Below are 18,014 nucleotides of genomic sequence, written 5' to 3'. Positions count from 1 at the left end.
CTCTTTTACTTACCTCGGTCGGCGCTTTACTTACCTCTTCTCTCTTTTTACTTAACTCGTTTGGCGCTTTACTTACCTCTGCTCTCGTTTTACTTAACTCGTTTCGCTTTTTACTTACCCCAATTCTCTTTTACTTACCTCGGTCGGCGCTTTACTTACCTCTTCTCTCTTTTTACTTAACTCGTTTGGCTTTTTACTTACCCCAATTCTCTTTTACTTACCTCGGTCGGCGCTTTACTTACCTCTTCTCTCTTTTTACTTAACTCGTTTGGCGCTTTACTTACCTCTGCTCTCGTTTTACTTAACTCGTTTGGCTTTTTACTTACCCCGGTTCACTTTTACTTACCTCGGTCGGCGCTTTACTTACCTCTGCTCTCTTTTTACTTAACTCGTTTGGCTTTTTACTTACCCCAATTCTCTTTTACTTACCTCGGTCGGTACTTTACTTACTTCTTCTTTCTTTTTACTTAACTCGTTTGTCGCATTATTTATCTCATTCAACTTCTGCTTATTTTCAACACCTCTACCTGGCCTGCTATTCTAAGCACTTATGTTAGAAACATGGATATAAAACGTTTATGCTAGATTAGTAATAGATCTTATTTTTGAGAACAATAAGTATTTAAGCTATGATTTATGATGACGGTCTTGTACGGCCACATCATTGCACTTTCATTGTATGAAACGCCCATTTGAGTGGTTCAGCCTGCGGAGAGGTTTAATCAGAGAGCTTATATCATTATAGGTACCCCTGCTAGTGAATATCCTCAGCTCCTCTTAGCATATTGTGAAAAAGCGAGGTAGACTTTATCGCTATCGATTAGTTACAGCTTGATGGTTGGTTTGAATTTCTTGTAAATCCTCTTCGTTAAAGGAGTTTTCAAATGAATAGAAAAGATTATACCGAGGCAAATCGTAAAGCATGGAATGAAGTAAATGCTAAGCATCAAAATGCAAAGCAAGAAAAAGGGAAGTTTGAAAAGTTCAGTCAAAAAGGCTATTCCAAGCTAGATGATACAATTACCGACATTTTACACTCACTTCATATCATGGGAAAAGACGTGGCACAGGTTTGCTGCAATGATGGTGAGGAAACGATATCCTTAAAAAATTTAGGGGCATCCTCTGTAACTGGCTTTGATATTTCTGATGAAGCCATCCTTTCAGCTAAAGAATTAGCGAAGCTTGCAAATGTAGAGTGTGAGTTTGTCCAAAAAGATATTTATGAGATTCCAGATACATATAATGACCGTTTTGATATTGTGTATATTTCGGTAGGTAGTCTAATGTGGTTTCCCGATATCAATGGTTTTTTCAACGTTATTGCACGCTTATTAAGAAAAAATGGGTACGTCGTTATTTACGATATGCATCCATTTATACTTATGTTAGATAACAATGAAAAACAGCATCCTTACGAGATCAAATACTCCTATTTTATTGAAGAACCAAGAATGTTTGAGGATGGATTGGATTATGTAGGAAAGGAAAAATATGAAGCATCTCCTATTTACAATTTTGATCCGACATTAGCTCAAATTTTTACAGGGATGCTGCAAAACCAGCTTTCACTAATACTCTTTGAAGAATATAAGCATGATATGTCTGCACTTTTCGAGCATCTAAACAACAAAGAGTTAAAAGTTCCAATGAGTATGTGTATTGTCGGGGAGAAAAATTAGTAACATTCTCCCCTCATGTTTTTTATCTCGGTTCATCTTTTATTCAAGTTCTATGTAAAACTTTCATTATGTTTCTTGAAAGGGTTAATCAACAACCATTTCATAGTAAGGCTCTTCTTGCTTTGTATCTTCAAACCACTTTAGACCGATGAAATCAAATCCGATTTTCTCCAATATTTTGATTGAACTTGGATTATGAGGACTTGCTGAAGCGTATATCTTTTTTACTTTGCCTGTTTGCTTAGCAATGTTCAAACAGGCTGCTCCAGTCTCTGACGCATAACCTCTTCCCCAAACTTCTTTAGAAAAATGATAAATCATTTCTACCTCTTCAAGAGAATCCTTTACATTAAATCCGGCAGCCCCTATTACTCTACTAGACTCTTTTTCGACCACTGCATAAACAGATAATCCCTTTTCAGCCTGGCAATGAATGTAGGTTCTTATTATTTCCGGTAATAATTCATGTGAAATAGCACCTAGGCAATGCTCCATTACTTCTTCATTACCCCAAATCTGTTTTACATCTTCATAATCAGCTTCCTCTAAAACTCTAATGATAAGTCGATTCGTTTCATATATCATTTTCAGTTCAGTCCTCTTATACTTTTTAATTTATCTGAAAGACGATCTCAAATCATGTTTATGATTTTCTCAATAACACTCTTATCCAAAATGATATTGTGTCCAGATACACAAGTATCAAAATCCAGTTCCCTGTATTTTAATAGGGTGTTCATATATACCTCTTTTTCAACCTTTAAGCTTGGGATGAGCTGTTCTAATGAGTCACCAACGTTATCACCGACATGCAAAACTTTTTCAGCTTCATCTAGGACACTTATGGAATCCACTGTATGACCAGGTGTATACATAATTCTTATTTGATCTTCTGGAAAATACAGCTCATTCTCAAAGGTCATATTTGGTAGACACTGTGTTGTATCACCACGAATAAATTGTTGACTAGTTTTCATCATATCTTCCCAATTACTCTCTATCATCTCTCTACACAGTTTGTGAGAGATAATCGTACAATTTTCGAATGAACCGTTCCCCCAAATATGATCCCAATGATAATGTGTATTTATCACGATCATTGGTTTATTATCATCTTTTATAAAATCTTTAATAGGTGCAGTACTTAAAGAGCCTAGCCCTGTATCAATAATATAATTATATTGATTCCCCAAAATAAGATGGCAATTTAAATCCCACCCCCACGGCGTGTGATCAGTAAACAATATATTTCTTTTTTTTATTTTTTGTGTTTTCATTCTCTCTATCTCGCTTCCATTTCTCTATTTCAATATGCCAGGTACAATCTATTACTATTATTTATCAGAATTTTTCTCTATAATATCTACTAATTTAAACATCAGCTTTATGCCTTTTCTATGATAACGAAACTGATTTAGACTACCGATAAAATAAGTTTCTAGATCTGGGTGGTAAAACATAAAGGACCCTGTCGAACCAGCATTCCCCCACATCGTATATCTTTTTGGCATCAAGAGTGGAAAGTATTTAAAGTGCATGATTCCGTAGCCGTAATCAATTCCGATGAAGAATTTTTTCCAATCCTTCATTTCCTCAAAAGTATCTCTTCTAATAAGTTGTTCATTTACGAGTGCCTGCATAAATGTTAACGAATCTTGTGTTGTAGATATAATCCCTCCACCTGCATAATTCACACTAAGGCTAGTATAGTTTTTTACATTTGTTGTACGTATAAATAAATCGGCAACTGGATTATTTTCTTGTTCAATAGGTGTAGAAACATGTAAGTAGGAGCATTTCATTTGAGAAGGCAAGAAAATGTGATGATAAAGGGCTTGGTGCAGAGGTAACTCAGTTACTTTTTCAATGATTAATCCCAATAGGTGATAGCCCGTATCAGAATAATGAAATCCCTCTCCTGGAGGAAAATGTGATGATAAATTTTCCTTAGACCACCTGATCACTTCTTCCGGTGCCCACATTCGGTTTGGTTCATCCATCAACATGTTGATCATGGACTTACCTTGCAGGGGCTTATCCTCAAAATAATCGTGTAGCCCAGAAGAGTGGTTTAATAAATGCTTAATTTTAATATGATGTGTATAATCATTTCCTTTATAGACATGAAGTTTATGTAACAGTTCTGGTTCTAAATATGACGTGATGTCATCATGAAATGATAGTTTCCCATCCTCAGCAAGTTTTGCAATTAGAACAGATATATAGAGCTTACTAACACTGGCAATAAAATACGGTTGATCCGGTTTAGCCGTTATGCCACCTGTTGAGCCTTCTGCAATGTTTAGATCAATATTATGTTTTTTTGAGTAAACCAACAAATAGGCATTATAGATGTTCTTATCTTTCTGAACAAACTTTCTAAAATAGTTATCTATAAGGCTATGGAGTTTTTCATTTACCAATTAACTCCCCTCCTCCTGCTAATTGTTGATACTCTTTTTATCCAACTGGATTAATTATATCCTTAGCTATTATTTTGAATAAAAACGCCAATGAACATTAGGGTTACCCCAAAGATAATAGCGACCATTGAACATACGAAAGCATAATTTTTTGAAGACTATCTTAACCACTCCAACATATTAGTTGACTAACTAAATTACTTCTAAAATTTCCAGTGGTGATTGAACGATAAAATCAGGAACGACTGATTCTATGGCATCAATTGAATCATATCCCCACCCTACCCAGATCGATTTCACACCTGAATTTTTACTAGCTATTATGTCTCTATGTTCATCGCCTACATAAATGATGTCCGAAGGATCTAATCTTTTTCTCTTAAGAAATCTTTTTAACATTCTATCCTTCCCAAATATTCGACTGGAACAAAATACATCTGTAAAGCCATCAATCTCGTTACGTTTTAAAAACTCTAAAATGTTCTTTTCTGAATTAGAGGATATAATAGCCGTTTGATACCCTCTGTTCTTTAATTGATGTAACATTTCTCTTATATTCTCGTATACTTTTATTTCACTCATTGATTGGCGGTATAGCTTATAAAGCTCTGGAGTTATTAATGGTATTTTATATCGTGATAGTTTAAGAAAATGACACCTTTCATTAATCGTCATTTTTTTTAGCTTGTTTAAGTCTTTTGATTGTATTTCACTGAAATGATATTTCTTCGCTAGTATGTTAAATACTTTAATAAACACATCTCAAGTGTCCCGTCAAAATCAAATATTACATATTTCACCACAATCAGTCCTCTACAACAGCTAGAAAGATAATTCCACTTTCAATTTTCCAGAATTTTAAAACGAAAATTTCAATTACGTAACAGGGTTAAATATTTCTTCAGTCCTCCCCAGCTAACATAAGCAATTCCTATTAATATTGTCGCTAGAACGACAGAAAAGGGTATACTTAGCCAGGTAGGAATTACATACTTGGGGATAAATTCATTTGAAAATACTCCATGCCAAATGTTCTCAATGCACCAATAATAACTGTCAAAATTGCACCTACTACTAATCCAAATGATAAAAGACTTAGAGTCGGAACAATTATTAGGGTAGATAAACCAACTACTATTGAACGACCTACATTCATCATACTCTCACCTCCTCTAAAAATAACGTGACTTCTTATCATAACTCCCCATTTTTCCGTAAGCGTGCTGCAGCCATAACATCCTTTGCTACACTTTCTAAAGTTTGCTTCACCGTTTCTTCGTCAAAGCTCTCTGGAAGTATTCCATTTGCAACCATAACCGATAGACCTACATGAAAAATCTTCATCTTAAGTAATATTGTTTTTAACTCATGAATATCAAAGCCTTCAAGTAGTGGGTCACACTTCATTTTTTCAATAAGAGCATCTCCCATATCGCTGTCGTAATGATTCATATAGGAATTCTGCTTCATCACTAGGTCTCTGAAAAGAATACTGTAATCTCTAGCGAATCGTATACTCGCTAAACCTATATCCTGAAATGGACTTCCTGTATTTTGTTCTTTAAGAAGATCTTTGCTAACTTCGAATGTCTTTCTTACTACTCGTTGTTTTAATTCTGCTACATCATTAAAATTCACATAAATGGGTGCAATCGAACTTCCAAGCTTCTCAGCAACTTTTCTTATTGTAATGGAGTCAATACCTTCACTCTTTGCTATTTCAAAAGCAGCATCAATAATTTGGTCCTCTGAAAACTTTTTTTTCGGTGGCATATAGTAGCTCCTTCATTACATTTCTAATGATATATATCAAATGTTACATATCGTTTGGTTTATTTTATAATAAAATGAAAATTCTGTAAATGTTTTTGTGTAAAGATTTTTCACAAAAGTTTTCTCATAAAGAAAAACTGCCTAATCAGCAAGGCAGTTTTTGATCAAAGTATCTATGTTTTCTAGTCTCATTCTTTTCGTGCAACTAACGTAAAAAGTCCCGGTACCTTTTCCTCGATACCCTCTGGCGCATTCGGTGGAAATGCCCACCTAATTCCTTGCTCTTCTTCTAAGTATTCAACATTCAATCCCGATTTGGATATAGACGTTACGATTTCACCCAATGTCCATCTTCTAATTTTTACCTTTGGAAGAAGTGAACGCTCTTTTTCAGATAATAAAATAGTATAAGCCACGTCCTCATCTACTACATTATTTTCAAAATAATTTCCATCCCTTTTAAATTCCCCCTCAACTACCTTCATCGTTTTAGCTACATAGGGATGATAATCTCTTAAAATAAGTTTTCCATTTGGTTTAAGGAAATCATACACTACCTTAAACAGTGGTGTTAAATCAACAAAATAATGTAAAACCCCTATCTCGAGTAATACAAAATCACAATCTGTGAGCTTACATTCTTCTGGAATATCCAATACATCTGTAACAATGTAATTTATTTTTGTATTTGCTTGTTTTGCCAGCTCTAATGCATATCTCTTATTTTCTTCGGAAATATCAAAAACCGAAACCGATGCACCAAGAAGTGAAAGGGATACTGCCTTATTCCCCTTAGATCCTAACAGATTAGCCACTTTCTTGCCTTTTACCTCTCCCATGAATTTCAAATAATGTGAAACGGCTTTTGTTGGATATTGACTGAGTTGCTTCGCATATTCTTCTGGGGTTCCATATCTATTAATCCATGCTTTGTAAACCGATTGGTTCCAGCTCGTTTGATTAATCTTACTAACGATTTTTTGCTCCAATGAGAATCCCCCCGACAAATTATAGTTTCAATACACAAATCCAAACTAGTGTCTTTAACCATTCATCTCTATCATCCCTACACGTTCATCAAAAACTGAATGAGGATTATATACAATTTCCCAATAATTATTCTCAGGGTCTACAAATGCTCCACTTCTAAAACCGTTATTAGAATTCTCAGCTTCCTGTATAATCGTTGCCCCTGCTTCTTTCCTGTAAGTAGGATTTCATCCACTTGGTTTGGTTCATCAACATTGATACTTAAGGTAACCCCTCTGAAATAGTTGGGTGACTCAGGAATTGACATGTTCAAATTTTTTGTCATTTCATAGATTGGACACATGGAAAGCATGACTCCTACCGTTCGAAAAACGCATAATGATCACTACTCCAATCTGTTTCACTCCAGCCTAATCTTTTATAATAGGACCGAAGCATAGGTAAATCCCATGCACCAATCGTTATTAAACTTACTCGCTCTGGTACCATCTTTTCCCTCCATTCATATAAAATGTTTAACGTATGTAAAGGTAGCTAACTCTTCGCGATAAAGCCATTTGAATTATATGACTTAACCGATACATCAAATATGATTGATCTCATTCTCTATGGGACTTATCCTGCTTTTGATTATCTTTTCGTGTATGTATATGAGGTTTACAAATTTAAAAGAAGTATGCTCGTCTTATATTTTCTACTCTGGACGCTCTTTGCTGTGGAATTTGAGTATGTGTTGTTACAGTTAAATGTTTTACGTATAAAGGATGGAAGTTGATATTTTCATTTCCTGTTTATATCATATCATTATCGATTACCTTTTTGTTTTATCGGTTTACTGTCTTTTACCAAAACAAGTATAACGAGAACGAATGAACTTACCTATTATAATATCGATTAAAAAGAAGCTTGCAAAGAAAGGTCTTTTCTATACAAGCTTCTTCATTATTGTAACATTTACTATTTATGTGCTAACAAGTTTATCTACATTGGATTTGTTTCCTTCTATCAAAGCTACCATATGTCGATAGATTTCAGTCCCAAGCACCTTGTAACCCATTTCAGTTAAATGGATACCGTCATCACTAATTAAATCCACCAGCTCTCCTGCTTGCTTTATTGCAGTACGGACATCAATTTTCATTACATGTAACTCTTCAGCAATTTTGTTTACGCTACGATTATACTTTCCATGCCAATGTTCAATTCCACCCACTTTACATATCCAATTACTAATATGTGAAGTGAATGTTTTCGAGATGTTTTCATAATACCGAACCGGATCTAATGGTGGTAGGGTCAGAAGGATTGGCGTAATTCCTTCCTTTTTTATATGTACGATGATCGATTTAACATTTTGAATATATCTTTCTAATGGTACGATTGGATCAAAAGTATCGTTAGGATTTTTCGAAACTTCCTCCCACTGAAAGTTACAATCATTTCCTCCAATTCCAATTATCACAAATTCAGGATTTTCCTTCATCACGTCCTTGTCTAATCGATTTAGTAGTAAATCAGAATTGTCGTTAAACACTCCCTTGTTCAACACTTCAACATCAGTCTCGCTACCATCATGGTTATTATTTTTATATAGTTCTTGTAAGATTGTTGGATAGTTCGCCTTCAAGATTCTTAATCGACCTTTCACAAACGATACTCCGCGAGTCAAACTATCTCCAAAGCAAACAATTTTCATAACAGTCATCCTTTGAGCATTTTTTATTATAATAGCATAATAAAAAATCGATAACCAATGATATTGCTCATGATTTTTTCTAACTTCAAACTCCTCTTAATTCGTATAAAATCATTCGTATAATCTAATCCTTATTTAAGAAAAATAAACTAGATTAACTAAAAAAGGGGGCACCTCAATGGCTAAGGATGGTATTCAAAATTCTAGTTTAGAGCAAGTTCGAAATGATCACGAAACCGAATCTGCTTTTAAATTTGATAACCCTAAAACAAATAACAAGGGGAAGAAAAATAAATAACGTTCATCAAGTTGAACGAATAAAAGAGAACCTAGCTTTTTTGCTAGGTCCTTTTCATTAGCAAAAGCTAGAGTCTTAAAAAAGAATATCACTAAGAGAATATCTTTTCATGTTACAAGCCTATATTTCTCCCTAAACACTATGAGAAAGGTGTAGTAGTAGCTCCTGTGAGACTATACTTGGTTGATCAATCATAGAATAATGGCTTGCGTTCGGAATAAGTTTAAAACTAGAATGCGGAACATGCTGATGCAAAAGCTGACCCCAATAAGGAACAAGATAACGGTCATGCTGCCCCCAGAGAAGAGTAGTTGGGCATTTAATCGATTGTAAGTAAGGAACCAAATCTTCTGTTTGATGATGGTTGAGAGCCAAAGATGCCTGACGAAGCTCCTCAGGTCCTGTTGGTGTACTAAATGGCATTGTAAATTTCTTTATGAATTCCGGTGTTAACATAGACGGATAGTATACTCCTTCTCTTAACATTCTTTCAATAAATAACGGAGAAGGTACGAACTCTTCTGAAACTGGATAACGTATGGAAACAACTTTTGGGAGTGGCCAATTAGCAAAACATACACCATCTATGACTGTAGTGCTTCTTACCCTTTCTGGATGTAATACCGCTAATATTTGAACGATCCCACCACCTAGGTCATGGCCAACAAGATGAGCAGATTGAATATGTAGCTGTTTTAGAACTTCGAGGATGTACCCTGCTTGTTTTGGAAGGGTTAACTCTGTATTAGGTGCTCGATCGGATTTTCCGTAACCAATTAAATCAACTGCTAGAATCGCATATTTCTTATTTAAATAAGGAATCACACTGTCCCATAAATGTAAGTTTGTAGGTATACCATGAATGAATACCACTACTTCGTTCGAGTTACACTCATTCATGAATCGCACATTCATGCAATAGGCACCAACATTTATTCGTTTCTCAAAAACCACTGACATCCCCCCATTCCACCTATTCGTTTTAAATGTATGCTCACCGTTCTCATAAATGCCAGTATCAATAAAAGGGACATCCTCAAAATCATGAAACTTAAAGGGTAGTAACTGGGATCTAAAAAAGCTATCCTTTAATATTGAACTAGTTGATATGTTCATCCCTAATTATTTCTAGTTAGATTCAAATGCATGGAAAAATAATCTCCTTAAATTTTTCATTTTAGTAGCAAACCCTGCTTTTTTACATTTTATACTTTATAGTTTAAAATATAGATAAATATAATAGTTGATGAACTTAGACCCATAGCTTTCTGCAACATCATTTGTGGAGGTGTTATAAAATGAATCGTCATCATTCAAACACAAGAGATTTAATTTTAGATTTGTTAAAGAAGGAAGTTTCTTTAGCTGTTAACGATTTAACCAATCGATTAAATATCACCCATATGGCCGTTAGAAAGCATCTAAGTATTCTTGAAAAGGACGAGCTCATTCAATCAAAAGAAATGAAACAGTCTATGGGCAGACCTCTTCAAGTTTATTCATTAACACAAAAAGGAGAGAGGCACTTTCCACAAAATTACGAAGGAATAAGTGTTGAATTCTTAAAGGATATAGAAGAAATACACGGTGATGACTCCATCCAACTATTATTTAATAAAAGAGAAGACCGACTCACAGAAGAGTATAAAAGTCGACTCCGTCAAAAAACTACTGTAGAAAAAATAAAAGAGATTGCAAACATTCAAAATGAAAAAGGCTATATGGCATCCGTAACACAAATGGATGACCATACATTTGAGTTGGTAGAATATAATTGTCCCATTTATTCAATTGCCAAAGAATATAAAGTAGCATGTCAGTGTGAAACAAATATGTTTAAAAGAGTTTTAGAAACAGATACAGTTCAAAGAGTAAGCTGTAAAACAGAAGGAGATAATCATTGTACGTTTCTCTTTCATACGAATAGAACAGTAAAGGACTAACCATTTTCTACTGGTTAGTCCTTAGTCCATTTATTTCACCAAGATTCGATAGTCTTTTTTTAACCTGTTCATTCGTTAGAGCATGTTCCAATACGTAACGATTTCTCGGATGAACCCTGCACTCATGTGAGCATCCACGTAAATACTTATGTTCATTTTCTTCTGAGGAAATGATTTTCTTATTACATTCAGGGTTCCCACAATTGACATACCGTTCACAAGGCTCTCCCGTAAAGTAATCCTTTCCCACAATTACATGCTCATGTTGATTCACCGGTACACTAATTCGTTCATCGAAGACATAGCATTGTCCATCCCATAGTTTACCCTGAACCTCTGGATCTTTACCATACGTAACAATACCCCCATGGAGCTGTGCAACATCTTCAAACCCTTCCTTAAGTAACCAGCCTGAAAACTTTTCACATCTGATACCACCGGTACAATACGTTAGGATTTTTTTCCCGTCGAATAGTTCTCGATTATTTTGTATCCATTCTGGAAGTTCACGGAAGTTTTTTATATTAGGTTTAATTGCACCTCTAAAATGGCCTATTTCATATTCATAATCGTTTCTTGCATCTATAACTAGCGTTTCAGAATCTTGCATAGCTTCATAAAATTCACTTGGACTTAAATATTTTCCCGTCGTCTCGTTTGGGTTTATATCTTCATTTAGCCGAAGTGTAACAAGCTCTTCTCTCGCTCGAACGTGCATCTTTTTAAAAGCGTGACAGTCTGACTCGTCTATCTTAAATATCATATTAGCAAAACGAGCATCCTCTTTCATCTCTTTCATGTATTGTTCGGTTTGTTCATATGTCCCAGAAACTGTTCCGTTAATTCCTTCCTTAGCAACTAATATTCTTCCCTTTAATCCAAGATCCTCACAGAATTTCAGATGCTGCGCAGCAAATTCTTCTGGGTTATGAATCGGAACGTACATATAATACAGTAATACTCTATAAAGCCTTGTATTTATCAAAATGATTCACCTTCTTTAAATTTTTTCAAACAAAAATTATGAAAACTGTGCTAATTCTTTTTCAATTTGCTGTTTGATTAGATCTACACACTCTTCAACAGTTTTAGCAAATACTCGTTTTCCATTGACAATGGCAAAGGGACTTCTCGCACACATTCCACAGAAGGATAAGCAATTGTTCTGAATAACAGCCACTTCTGGATATTCAGTTTCTAATAGTTTTTCTAAATCAATTTGCATGATTAAACTACCATCGCAGATCTCAACAATCACAATTCCCATACCACTTATCCTTTCTGAATATTACCTCTCATTTGCCACCTCTCTTAACGAGCAGGTGGTCCAAACTTCCCTTCTCTATAATCTCTGTATGCTTCTTGTATTTCTTCCATAGTATTCATAACAAAAGGTCCGTATGGAACAATGTCTTCCTTAATAGGTGTGCCTGAATAAATTAACACTTTTGAGCGTCTACTATTTGATTTAATCTTGAATTCACTTATATTTTCTATGTGACCATCACCATTAAAAGTTAACGTTGCTACTCCATGCTTTTTTATATTTGTTCCATTTTCACCGACATCTAGATCACCTGATAAGACATAAATAAATGCATTATGGGTCTCTGGTAATTCCAACACATACGAAGCATCCTTTGATAATGAGAGCTCGGACATTGTAATAGGTACGATAGAATTCATCGGTCCAGTAACACCTGCAATTGTTCCTGAAAACACTTTAAGCTCCCCACCATTAAAGGTAACGACAGGAGCATCTTCTGAATATACATTTTGATAGGTTGTCTCTGTCTTTTTCAAATGACTTGGTAAATTTAACCATAATTGAAGAGTATGTGCAATATCGTCTTCTACACCTTCTTCGGCATGACGTGCGGCCCAGCCCGCATTCATATACTGAACATCACCTGGTTCTAATATGTCTCGTCCCCCTGCATTATCAATGTGCTCTAGTCTTCCATCGACTACATAGGTTACGGTTTGAAAGCCTCTATGTGGATGATCAGAAAAGGTTCCTCTCTTAAACCAATCTTCTGCCATTAAAATAAATGGATCAAAATCTTGCCATCTATTTACAGGTAAAATCCATCCCTTTTGGATGGAAGGAAATCCAACTTCTTCATATTTTACATACCAACTGTCTTTAATATCTCGCTGATATTTATTAGTAGTCATAGGAATTCTCCTTTAGAAAAGTATTAAAAATCTTTTTATACCTTTTTGTATAAAAAGAAGCTAACATCATTACAACATAATCATTCGTCAAAATCAATTGTACTGCATCTTCAATAAACAACGTCCATTTTAGATTGCCCATTCGATTTTTTTAACTTCCTTTTATGGTCCTATAACTAATAACTTTTCTAAACCCACTAATGTAAAATCATACAAGTATCTTGACAGATACAATGGTAAATAATAAACCCGTTAATAAAAATAAGTGGAGGTATATACATATGTACGACATTGCCATAATTGGGTCTGGGCCTGCCGGTTCAAGCGCCGCAATCTTTGCAGCTAAAGCAAAAAAGAATACGTTAGTAATTGACAATGGAAAGAGTATGACCCAACGTGCTTGGGTAGAGAATCATTATGGGATTACTGGTATTTCTGGTCCCGACCTTCTTGAAGTAGGAAAAAAACAAGCAAGTAAGTTTGGTGCAGAATTTGTACAGGCAACAGTATTAAACATCACTACTGACAATGGTAGTCTTAGTATTGAAACAGACAATAATCAATCGTTTCAAGCGAAGCATGTCCTTCTTGCGACAGGTGCTTTGACTGACCTTGCAGAAAGAATCGGGCTGAAATTAATTCCAGGAAAGGAGCCAAGGATTAAAACAATCATTGAAGTAGACGAAGATGGCCGTACGAATAAAGAAAGAGTTTGGGCAGCTGGTACTGTAGCTGGGGTAAGCGTTCACACGATTGTTACAGCTGGAAACGGTGCAGCTGTTGCAATAAACATCATTAGTGAACTTAACGGTGAACGTTATGTAGATCATGATGTATTAAAATAAGCTTTGATTACTTTTAATCGTTTGAAACCAGTTCTAAAACCAGTTAGGATTATATCCACCGTTAAGCCTCAGGCAGAGCAAAGTGTTCTGTCATGAAAACCTCTTATTCAAGACCGGTTATTTGAACAAGGAAAAAGGGATTTTTCTTTTTCCCTCGAGTAGGATGAAATGGCAAAGATCGTCGCCATTTCATCTTGGCTGGGTGCTGGAGCTGGATGCCAAGTCACTAGCCCCTTCTCTTGCTGAAAACTTTCATACTTTCTTAATAATTCAAAAAAGGCAAACCATGCTTAGCATTGGTTTTGCCTCATTACATTCACCATCTTCAATTAGAAATTCCGAGCCATCTTCAGAGTTCTTGTGGTCCTCTATCTCTCGATGTTTCTGGAGCATCTATAAATGCAGGGGCTACCACTCCTTGAAGTGGTCCTCGACTAAATAATCAGTTTAATCCTTTAACGGCTTTATCCTACAAATTATTCCAAAACAACCTCTCCAACATACATGATATCCACAATTACCTATTCGACCACAGCTTCGCTTAATTAAGTTTTCAAACTTACTTCAATGCCAGTTCAGCCACCTTGGTAGCATGAATAAATGTCGTGTCTATTAACGGGATTTCTATATCACTTTGATGAATCAGAAGTGGAATTTCAGTACAGCCAAGAATAATACCCTCCGCGCCTCTTTCAACTAGTTTATTTATGATAGATATATAATCCTCTCTCGAAGTCGGCTCAATGATTCCTTTACATAGTTCCCCAAATATTACATCGTGAACTTTCTGTCTTTCCTGTTCTTCTGGAATGATGACATCTATACCTTTACTAGTTAACAGTTCCTTATAAAAAGGTTGTTCCATTGTAAATCTTGTCCCTAGTAAGCCAACCTTCGTTAATTTTTTTTCTTTAATGTCTTCAACAACGCAATCTACGATATGTATGAGTGGAACGTTTATGGCTCTTTGTACCTCGTTTGCCATTAGGTGCATCGTATTCGTGCAAATGATGATAAGATCGGCGCCACCGTTTTCTAATACTTTTGCTGCTGCTACCATTTTCTCTGTGGCTAACTCCCATTCTCCCTCTCGTTGTAATTTAGCAATCTCCTCGAAGTCAAAGGAATATACTAAGCTTTTGGCAGAGTGAATGCCACCTAAATGTTTTTGAATCGTTCGATTTATATACGAGTAATAAACGCTCGTAGACTCCCAACTTAAACCACCAATTAGTCCAATTGTTTTCATTCATGATCGCCTCCTAGTCATTACTAACACAATAACATGGTATACTGGCACTATATAGAGCCAAAAATATTCGAGTTTTATAGTACCAGATTAAATAAATGAGGTGTCGTCATGTGGTTTCAGCTGGATCGTTCAAGTAAAAAAACATTAACACAGCAGGTGTATGAACAGTTCATGCAATACATATTAGAAGGTAATGTTAAAGTCGATGAAAAGCTGCCCTCTACAAGGGAACTTGCTACGAGCCTTGGCGTTTCTAGAAATATTATTCTTGAAGTGTATGATCAATTAGTAGCGGAAGGCTATTTAGTTGTACGACCAAGATCAGGTACGTTTGTTGCTCCAGGTTCTCTTTTTCAGAAAAATAACGAAAATCCACAAATGAAGTCATCAGAGTTATTGATGACAAACAATCAAAATTTTATTGACTTTAAGGCGGCCACTCCTGCAATGGATCATTTTCCCCGTAAAGTTTGGGGTCGTCTTGCCAAGGATGTCTGTTATGAGTCTCCCGACTATTTATTCGGCTATCAGCCTTCTTGTGGATTACTTGAATTACGAGAAGAAATTTCTCGTTATATATTACGAACTAGAGGAGTCATTAGTGATCCTAAGCAAGTCATCATCACGTCTGGTGCAACGCAGGCACTATCTTTAATCACCGATTTATTGATTAAGCAGAACAAATTGGTTGCTATTGAAGATCCAATGACTGATGAAATGCGAACAATTTTTTCGTATGCAGGAGCCGAGTTATGTCCGATTCCAGTCGATGACAAGGGCATTAATACCGATTGTCTATCTCAAGAAAAACCGCCTGCCTTTATTTTTGTCTTGCCGTCCCATCAATTTCCAACAGGTGTAACTTTAACGATTCAAAGACGTATACAATTAATAGAATATGCACGTCAACATAACTGCTATATTGTTGAGGATGATTATGACAGCGAATTTACTTATGAAGGTACACCTGTACATTCAGTTCAAGGTCTAGATCCAGATAAAGTCATCTATGTAGGTACCTTTAGTAAGATTCTTTCACCTGGCTTACGAATAGGTTATGTTGTCTTGCCGATGGACCTTCTTGAGCCATTTGAAAAATTAAAATGGTTCTCTGACCGCCACCATTCAACACTCGAGCAAATGATTTTGACCAAATTTATGAAGGAAGGTCACTTTGACCGACATATTCGTAAAATGAAACGAATCTATCGAAAAAGACGGGAAGCACTTGTAAACAGCTTAAAGGCTCACTTTCCAGATTGTGAGATTTTAGGGCATTCTGCCGGGATGCATCTAGTCGCAGAGCTAAAAGGAGTTAATGTTTCGAAGCTTATGAATTGGACACAAAATCATGGAGTCCTGATTTATCCAGTCGGCCATTATTCACTTGCTACTAATCATTATGCTCATCAATTAGTACTTGGATATGGAAGCCTTTCAGTAGAAAATATTGAGGAAGGAGTAAGAAGAATAAAAAAAGCGGTTAAAAGTTATCAGGAAGGCATCACTTCATAGATTTATAAAAATATAGATTGAGGTGTGAATGATTGAAACAACTATGGATGTTACTTATTGTTCTCGTTATAGCACTCACAGGATGTACTCAAAAAAAGGATTCAATTGACAATGCACTTGATAATAATAGTAGCACCGACGTTCATGAGGAGACGGAAAAACCGAAAGATTCACTCGAAGTCATGAAGGATTGGGCCATTTTAAATGGGGAAGAAATAAATGAGGGACAATCTGACTTTTCATTCCTTCAAGAAGTATTAAAGGATAAACGGTTTATTTTTTTGGGAGAAGATGCTCATGGCGTTCGTGAATTTCATAAAATAAAAACCGATCTTATCCAATATTTACATGAGGAACTAGATTTTGATGTCTTAGTTTTTGAGAGTGGTATGGCTGAAACCTCCAATGTTTTTGAGACCGACGCTCCTGTAACTGAAAAAATGAAGCACTCGCTTTATCCTGTATGGCATTCAGAAGAAATTGAAGTGCTATATCAGTATATGGAAGAACAGAAATCCTCGTTGGATCCCCTGTTTCTAACAGGAATAGATGTACAACATGTCTCAAAGTTTTATGGCGGATACTTGAGTGATAAGCTAGCTCACCACAATCAAAATATGGCGGAATTGATTTTAGCTACAGAGGATGGTTATGCCGAATTCAACAAAAAATATTACCTAGAACGGTTGTATGATTTGGCTCTAAAAACTAAGCTTATCAAAAATTATGAGGAATTGATTGACTATATAAAGTCTAATAAAGAAATGGAGAACGACGAAACATTTAATAGTGACTTACAGGTTAAGGCTTTAGAAGGAAGAATACACTACTTGGAAACATTTAAAGAGATACCAGACAAACAAGAATCTGTAGATATTGAACAGATGAAGCTTCGTGATCAAATCATGGCACAAAATGCTGCTTGGCTTATTCAAGAGAAGTTTCCTGATAAGAAAATCATGTTTTGGGCACATAACGCCCATATTCGTAAGGCCAACACGAAAATCGAACAAAGTACTTCTAAATTCCCAACAATAGAGTCCTTTGTAGAATTACTTCCTGAATCCATTCTAAAAGAGAGTTATATATTAGGATTAAATATGGGTACCGGTACTATAGCTAACTCTACTGATCTATCTAAAATACAACTTACTCCTAAACAAAAAGGGACGTTAGAATGGCTATTAGCACAAGGAAATGGAGAAATTACATTCTATCATCTACTTGACTACACAAATACTGAAGAAAATGCTTGGCTATTTGAACCCATTCCTTCCTACCATCATGGTTATGTGTGGGAGAAATTCACGGTAGCTGAACAATTTGATGGAATCATTTTTGTGGAAGACGTAACGCCTCCGAAATACCTAGATTTGTATAAAGAATAAATAGTAAGTATATCTTTCAAGAGAACAATAA

Annotated in this window: 21 protein-coding genes; 6 read left to right on the top strand and 15 right to left on the bottom strand. The window is 35.6% G+C overall.

Going from position 1 to position 18,014, the window contains the following annotated elements:
* Positions 1 to 884 precede the first annotated feature (884 nt).
* Positions 885 to 1,682, top strand: a complete 798-nt coding sequence (locus tag ACFSCX_RS21265; protein WP_377930265.1) for a class I SAM-dependent methyltransferase — start codon at positions 885 to 887, stop codon at positions 1,680 to 1,682.
* Between the two features lie 84 nt (positions 1,683 to 1,766).
* Here ACFSCX_RS21265 and ACFSCX_RS21260 read toward each other — a convergent pair whose 3' ends face one another.
* From ACFSCX_RS21260 to ACFSCX_RS21215, 10 genes are all read right to left on the bottom strand, one after another.
* The gene (locus ACFSCX_RS21260) at positions 1,767 to 2,267 is read right to left on the bottom strand and encodes a GNAT family N-acetyltransferase (protein ID WP_377930264.1); all 501 of its coding nucleotides are present in this window, start codon (positions 2,265 to 2,267) and stop codon (positions 1,767 to 1,769) included.
* 47 nt (positions 2,268 to 2,314) lie between these two features.
* Positions 2,315 to 2,959, bottom strand: a complete 645-nt coding sequence (locus ACFSCX_RS21255) for an MBL fold metallo-hydrolase (protein ID WP_377930263.1) — start codon at positions 2,957 to 2,959, stop codon at positions 2,315 to 2,317.
* A gap of 57 nt (positions 2,960 to 3,016) precedes the next feature.
* Complete coding sequence (locus ACFSCX_RS21250; RefSeq protein WP_377930262.1) at positions 3,017 to 4,105, bottom strand: serine hydrolase domain-containing protein; 1,089 nt, start codon at positions 4,103 to 4,105, stop codon at positions 3,017 to 3,019.
* A gap of 192 nt (positions 4,106 to 4,297) precedes the next feature.
* A complete protein-coding gene (locus ACFSCX_RS21245; RefSeq protein WP_377930261.1) occupies positions 4,298 to 4,864 on the bottom strand; it encodes an HAD-IA family hydrolase in 567 nt (188 codons plus the stop codon).
* A gap of 226 nt (positions 4,865 to 5,090) precedes the next feature.
* Complete coding sequence (locus ACFSCX_RS21240) at positions 5,091 to 5,264, bottom strand: hypothetical protein (protein WP_377930260.1); 174 nt, start codon at positions 5,262 to 5,264, stop codon at positions 5,091 to 5,093.
* A gap of 35 nt (positions 5,265 to 5,299) precedes the next feature.
* Positions 5,300 to 5,878, bottom strand: coding sequence for a TetR/AcrR family transcriptional regulator (locus tag ACFSCX_RS21235; RefSeq protein WP_377930259.1), 579 nt, complete (start codon positions 5,876 to 5,878; stop codon positions 5,300 to 5,302).
* A gap of 188 nt (positions 5,879 to 6,066) precedes the next feature.
* A complete protein-coding gene (locus ACFSCX_RS21230) occupies positions 6,067 to 6,867 on the bottom strand; it encodes a class I SAM-dependent methyltransferase (RefSeq protein WP_377930258.1) in 801 nt (266 codons plus the stop codon).
* 140 nt (positions 6,868 to 7,007) lie between these two features.
* Positions 7,008 to 7,211 carry a hypothetical protein gene (locus ACFSCX_RS21225; protein ID WP_377930257.1) on the bottom strand — a complete coding sequence of 68 codons (204 nt, stop codon included), beginning with the start codon at positions 7,209 to 7,211 and terminating at the stop codon, positions 7,008 to 7,010.
* Between the two features lie 14 nt (positions 7,212 to 7,225).
* A complete protein-coding gene (locus ACFSCX_RS21220; RefSeq protein ID WP_377930256.1) occupies positions 7,226 to 7,357 on the bottom strand; it encodes a hypothetical protein in 132 nt (43 codons plus the stop codon).
* A gap of 472 nt (positions 7,358 to 7,829) precedes the next feature.
* Positions 7,830 to 8,564 (bottom strand): SGNH/GDSL hydrolase family protein, encoded by a 735-nt coding sequence (locus ACFSCX_RS21215; RefSeq protein ID WP_377930255.1) that lies wholly within the window; start codon positions 8,562 to 8,564, stop codon positions 7,830 to 7,832.
* 178 nt (positions 8,565 to 8,742) lie between these two features.
* On the opposite strand from ACFSCX_RS21215, the gene ACFSCX_RS21210 reads away from it, so the two are divergent.
* Positions 8,743 to 8,862 carry a biofilm-forming protein gene (locus tag ACFSCX_RS21210; RefSeq protein ID WP_377930254.1) on the top strand — a complete coding sequence of 40 codons (120 nt, stop codon included), beginning with the start codon at positions 8,743 to 8,745 and terminating at the stop codon, positions 8,860 to 8,862.
* A 132-nt stretch (positions 8,863 to 8,994) separates the two neighbouring features.
* On the opposite strand, the gene ACFSCX_RS21205 is transcribed toward ACFSCX_RS21210, so the two are convergent.
* Positions 8,995 to 9,822 (bottom strand): alpha/beta fold hydrolase, encoded by an 828-nt coding sequence (locus ACFSCX_RS21205; protein WP_377930253.1) that lies wholly within the window; start codon positions 9,820 to 9,822, stop codon positions 8,995 to 8,997.
* Between the two features lie 338 nt (positions 9,823 to 10,160).
* On the opposite strand from ACFSCX_RS21205, the gene ACFSCX_RS21200 reads away from it, so the two are divergent.
* Positions 10,161 to 10,805 (top strand): helix-turn-helix transcriptional regulator, encoded by a 645-nt coding sequence (locus ACFSCX_RS21200; RefSeq protein WP_377930252.1) that lies wholly within the window; start codon positions 10,161 to 10,163, stop codon positions 10,803 to 10,805.
* Between the two features lie 7 nt (positions 10,806 to 10,812).
* Here the strand turns inward: ACFSCX_RS21200 and trhO are convergent, their stop codons facing one another.
* The 3 genes from trhO to ACFSCX_RS21185 are packed head-to-tail and all read right to left on the bottom strand — an operon-like array spanning position 10,813 to position 12,983.
* Positions 10,813 to 11,790, bottom strand: a complete 978-nt coding sequence (gene trhO, locus ACFSCX_RS21195; RefSeq protein ID WP_377930251.1) for an oxygen-dependent tRNA uridine(34) hydroxylase TrhO — start codon at positions 11,788 to 11,790, stop codon at positions 10,813 to 10,815.
* Positions 11,791 to 11,826: 36 nt separating this feature from the next.
* Complete coding sequence (locus ACFSCX_RS21190) at positions 11,827 to 12,072, bottom strand: YuzB family protein (protein ID WP_377930250.1); 246 nt, start codon at positions 12,070 to 12,072, stop codon at positions 11,827 to 11,829.
* 44 nt (positions 12,073 to 12,116) lie between these two features.
* The gene (locus tag ACFSCX_RS21185; protein WP_377930249.1) at positions 12,117 to 12,983 is read right to left on the bottom strand and encodes a pirin family protein; all 867 of its coding nucleotides are present in this window, start codon (positions 12,981 to 12,983) and stop codon (positions 12,117 to 12,119) included.
* A gap of 281 nt (positions 12,984 to 13,264) precedes the next feature.
* Between ACFSCX_RS21185 and ACFSCX_RS21180 the strand changes: the two genes are divergently transcribed.
* Positions 13,265 to 13,828: an FAD-dependent oxidoreductase gene (locus ACFSCX_RS21180; protein ID WP_377930248.1), complete on the top strand. Its 564-nt coding sequence runs from the start codon at positions 13,265 to 13,267 to the stop codon at positions 13,826 to 13,828.
* Positions 13,829 to 14,387: 559 nt separating this feature from the next.
* Here ACFSCX_RS21180 and ACFSCX_RS21175 read toward each other — a convergent pair.
* Positions 14,388 to 15,077, bottom strand: coding sequence for an aspartate/glutamate racemase family protein (locus ACFSCX_RS21175; protein ID WP_377930247.1), 690 nt, complete (start codon positions 15,075 to 15,077; stop codon positions 14,388 to 14,390).
* A 111-nt stretch (positions 15,078 to 15,188) separates the two neighbouring features.
* On the opposite strand from ACFSCX_RS21175, the gene pdxR reads away from it, so the two are divergent.
* Entirely contained in the window at positions 15,189 to 16,595 is a 1,407-nt protein-coding gene (pdxR, locus tag ACFSCX_RS21170) for a MocR-like pyridoxine biosynthesis transcription factor PdxR (protein ID WP_377930246.1), read from the top strand.
* A gap of 32 nt (positions 16,596 to 16,627) precedes the next feature.
* A complete protein-coding gene (locus ACFSCX_RS21165) occupies positions 16,628 to 17,983 on the top strand; it encodes an erythromycin esterase family protein (RefSeq protein WP_377930245.1) in 1,356 nt (451 codons plus the stop codon).
* Positions 17,984 to 18,014 lie beyond the last annotated feature (31 nt).

It is taken from the genome of Bacillus salitolerans (genome assembly GCF_042680805.1).
Taxonomy (GTDB): domain Bacteria; phylum Bacillota; class Bacilli; order Bacillales; family SA4; genus Bacillus_CJ; species Bacillus_CJ salitolerans.
This window is presented reverse-complemented; position numbering and strand designations above follow the sequence as displayed.

What these genes read in the sequence shown, in the direction of transcription:
- ACFSCX_RS21240 (WP_377930260.1), bottom strand. Translation starts at nt 5,264, where the DNA reads ATGATGAATGTAGGTCGTTCAATAGTAGTTGGTTTATCTACCCTAATA.
- ACFSCX_RS21265 (WP_377930265.1), top strand. Translation starts at nt 885, where the DNA reads ATGAATAGAAAAGATTATACCGAGGCAAATCGTAAAGCATGGAATGAA.
- ACFSCX_RS21225 (WP_377930257.1), bottom strand. Translation starts at nt 7,211, where the DNA reads ATGTGTCCAATCTATGAAATGACAAAAAATTTGAACATGTCAATTCCT.
- ACFSCX_RS21215 (WP_377930255.1), bottom strand. Translation starts at nt 8,564, where the DNA reads ATGAAAATTGTTTGCTTTGGAGATAGTTTGACTCGCGGAGTATCGTTT.
- ACFSCX_RS21210 (WP_377930254.1), top strand. Translation starts at nt 8,743, where the DNA reads ATGGCTAAGGATGGTATTCAAAATTCTAGTTTAGAGCAAGTTCGAAAT.
- pdxR (WP_377930246.1), top strand. Translation starts at nt 15,189, where the DNA reads ATGTGGTTTCAGCTGGATCGTTCAAGTAAAAAAACATTAACACAGCAG.
- ACFSCX_RS21200 (WP_377930252.1), top strand. Translation starts at nt 10,161, where the DNA reads ATGAATCGTCATCATTCAAACACAAGAGATTTAATTTTAGATTTGTTA.
- ACFSCX_RS21180 (WP_377930248.1), top strand. Translation starts at nt 13,265, where the DNA reads ATGTACGACATTGCCATAATTGGGTCTGGGCCTGCCGGTTCAAGCGCC.
- ACFSCX_RS21260 (WP_377930264.1), bottom strand. Translation starts at nt 2,267, where the DNA reads ATGATATATGAAACGAATCGACTTATCATTAGAGTTTTAGAGGAAGCT.
- ACFSCX_RS21235 (WP_377930259.1), bottom strand. Translation starts at nt 5,878, where the DNA reads ATGCCACCGAAAAAAAAGTTTTCAGAGGACCAAATTATTGATGCTGCT.
- ACFSCX_RS21185 (WP_377930249.1), bottom strand. Translation starts at nt 12,983, where the DNA reads ATGACTACTAATAAATATCAGCGAGATATTAAAGACAGTTGGTATGTA.
- ACFSCX_RS21175 (WP_377930247.1), bottom strand. Translation starts at nt 15,077, where the DNA reads ATGAAAACAATTGGACTAATTGGTGGTTTAAGTTGGGAGTCTACGAGC.
- ACFSCX_RS21190 (WP_377930250.1), bottom strand. Translation starts at nt 12,072, where the DNA reads ATGGGAATTGTGATTGTTGAGATCTGCGATGGTAGTTTAATCATGCAA.
- ACFSCX_RS21255 (WP_377930263.1), bottom strand. Translation starts at nt 2,959, where the DNA reads ATGAAAACACAAAAAATAAAAAAAAGAAATATATTGTTTACTGATCAC.
- ACFSCX_RS21220 (WP_377930256.1), bottom strand. Translation starts at nt 7,357, where the DNA reads ATGGTACCAGAGCGAGTAAGTTTAATAACGATTGGTGCATGGGATTTA.
- ACFSCX_RS21205 (WP_377930253.1), bottom strand. Translation starts at nt 9,822, where the DNA reads ATGTCAGTGGTTTTTGAGAAACGAATAAATGTTGGTGCCTATTGCATG.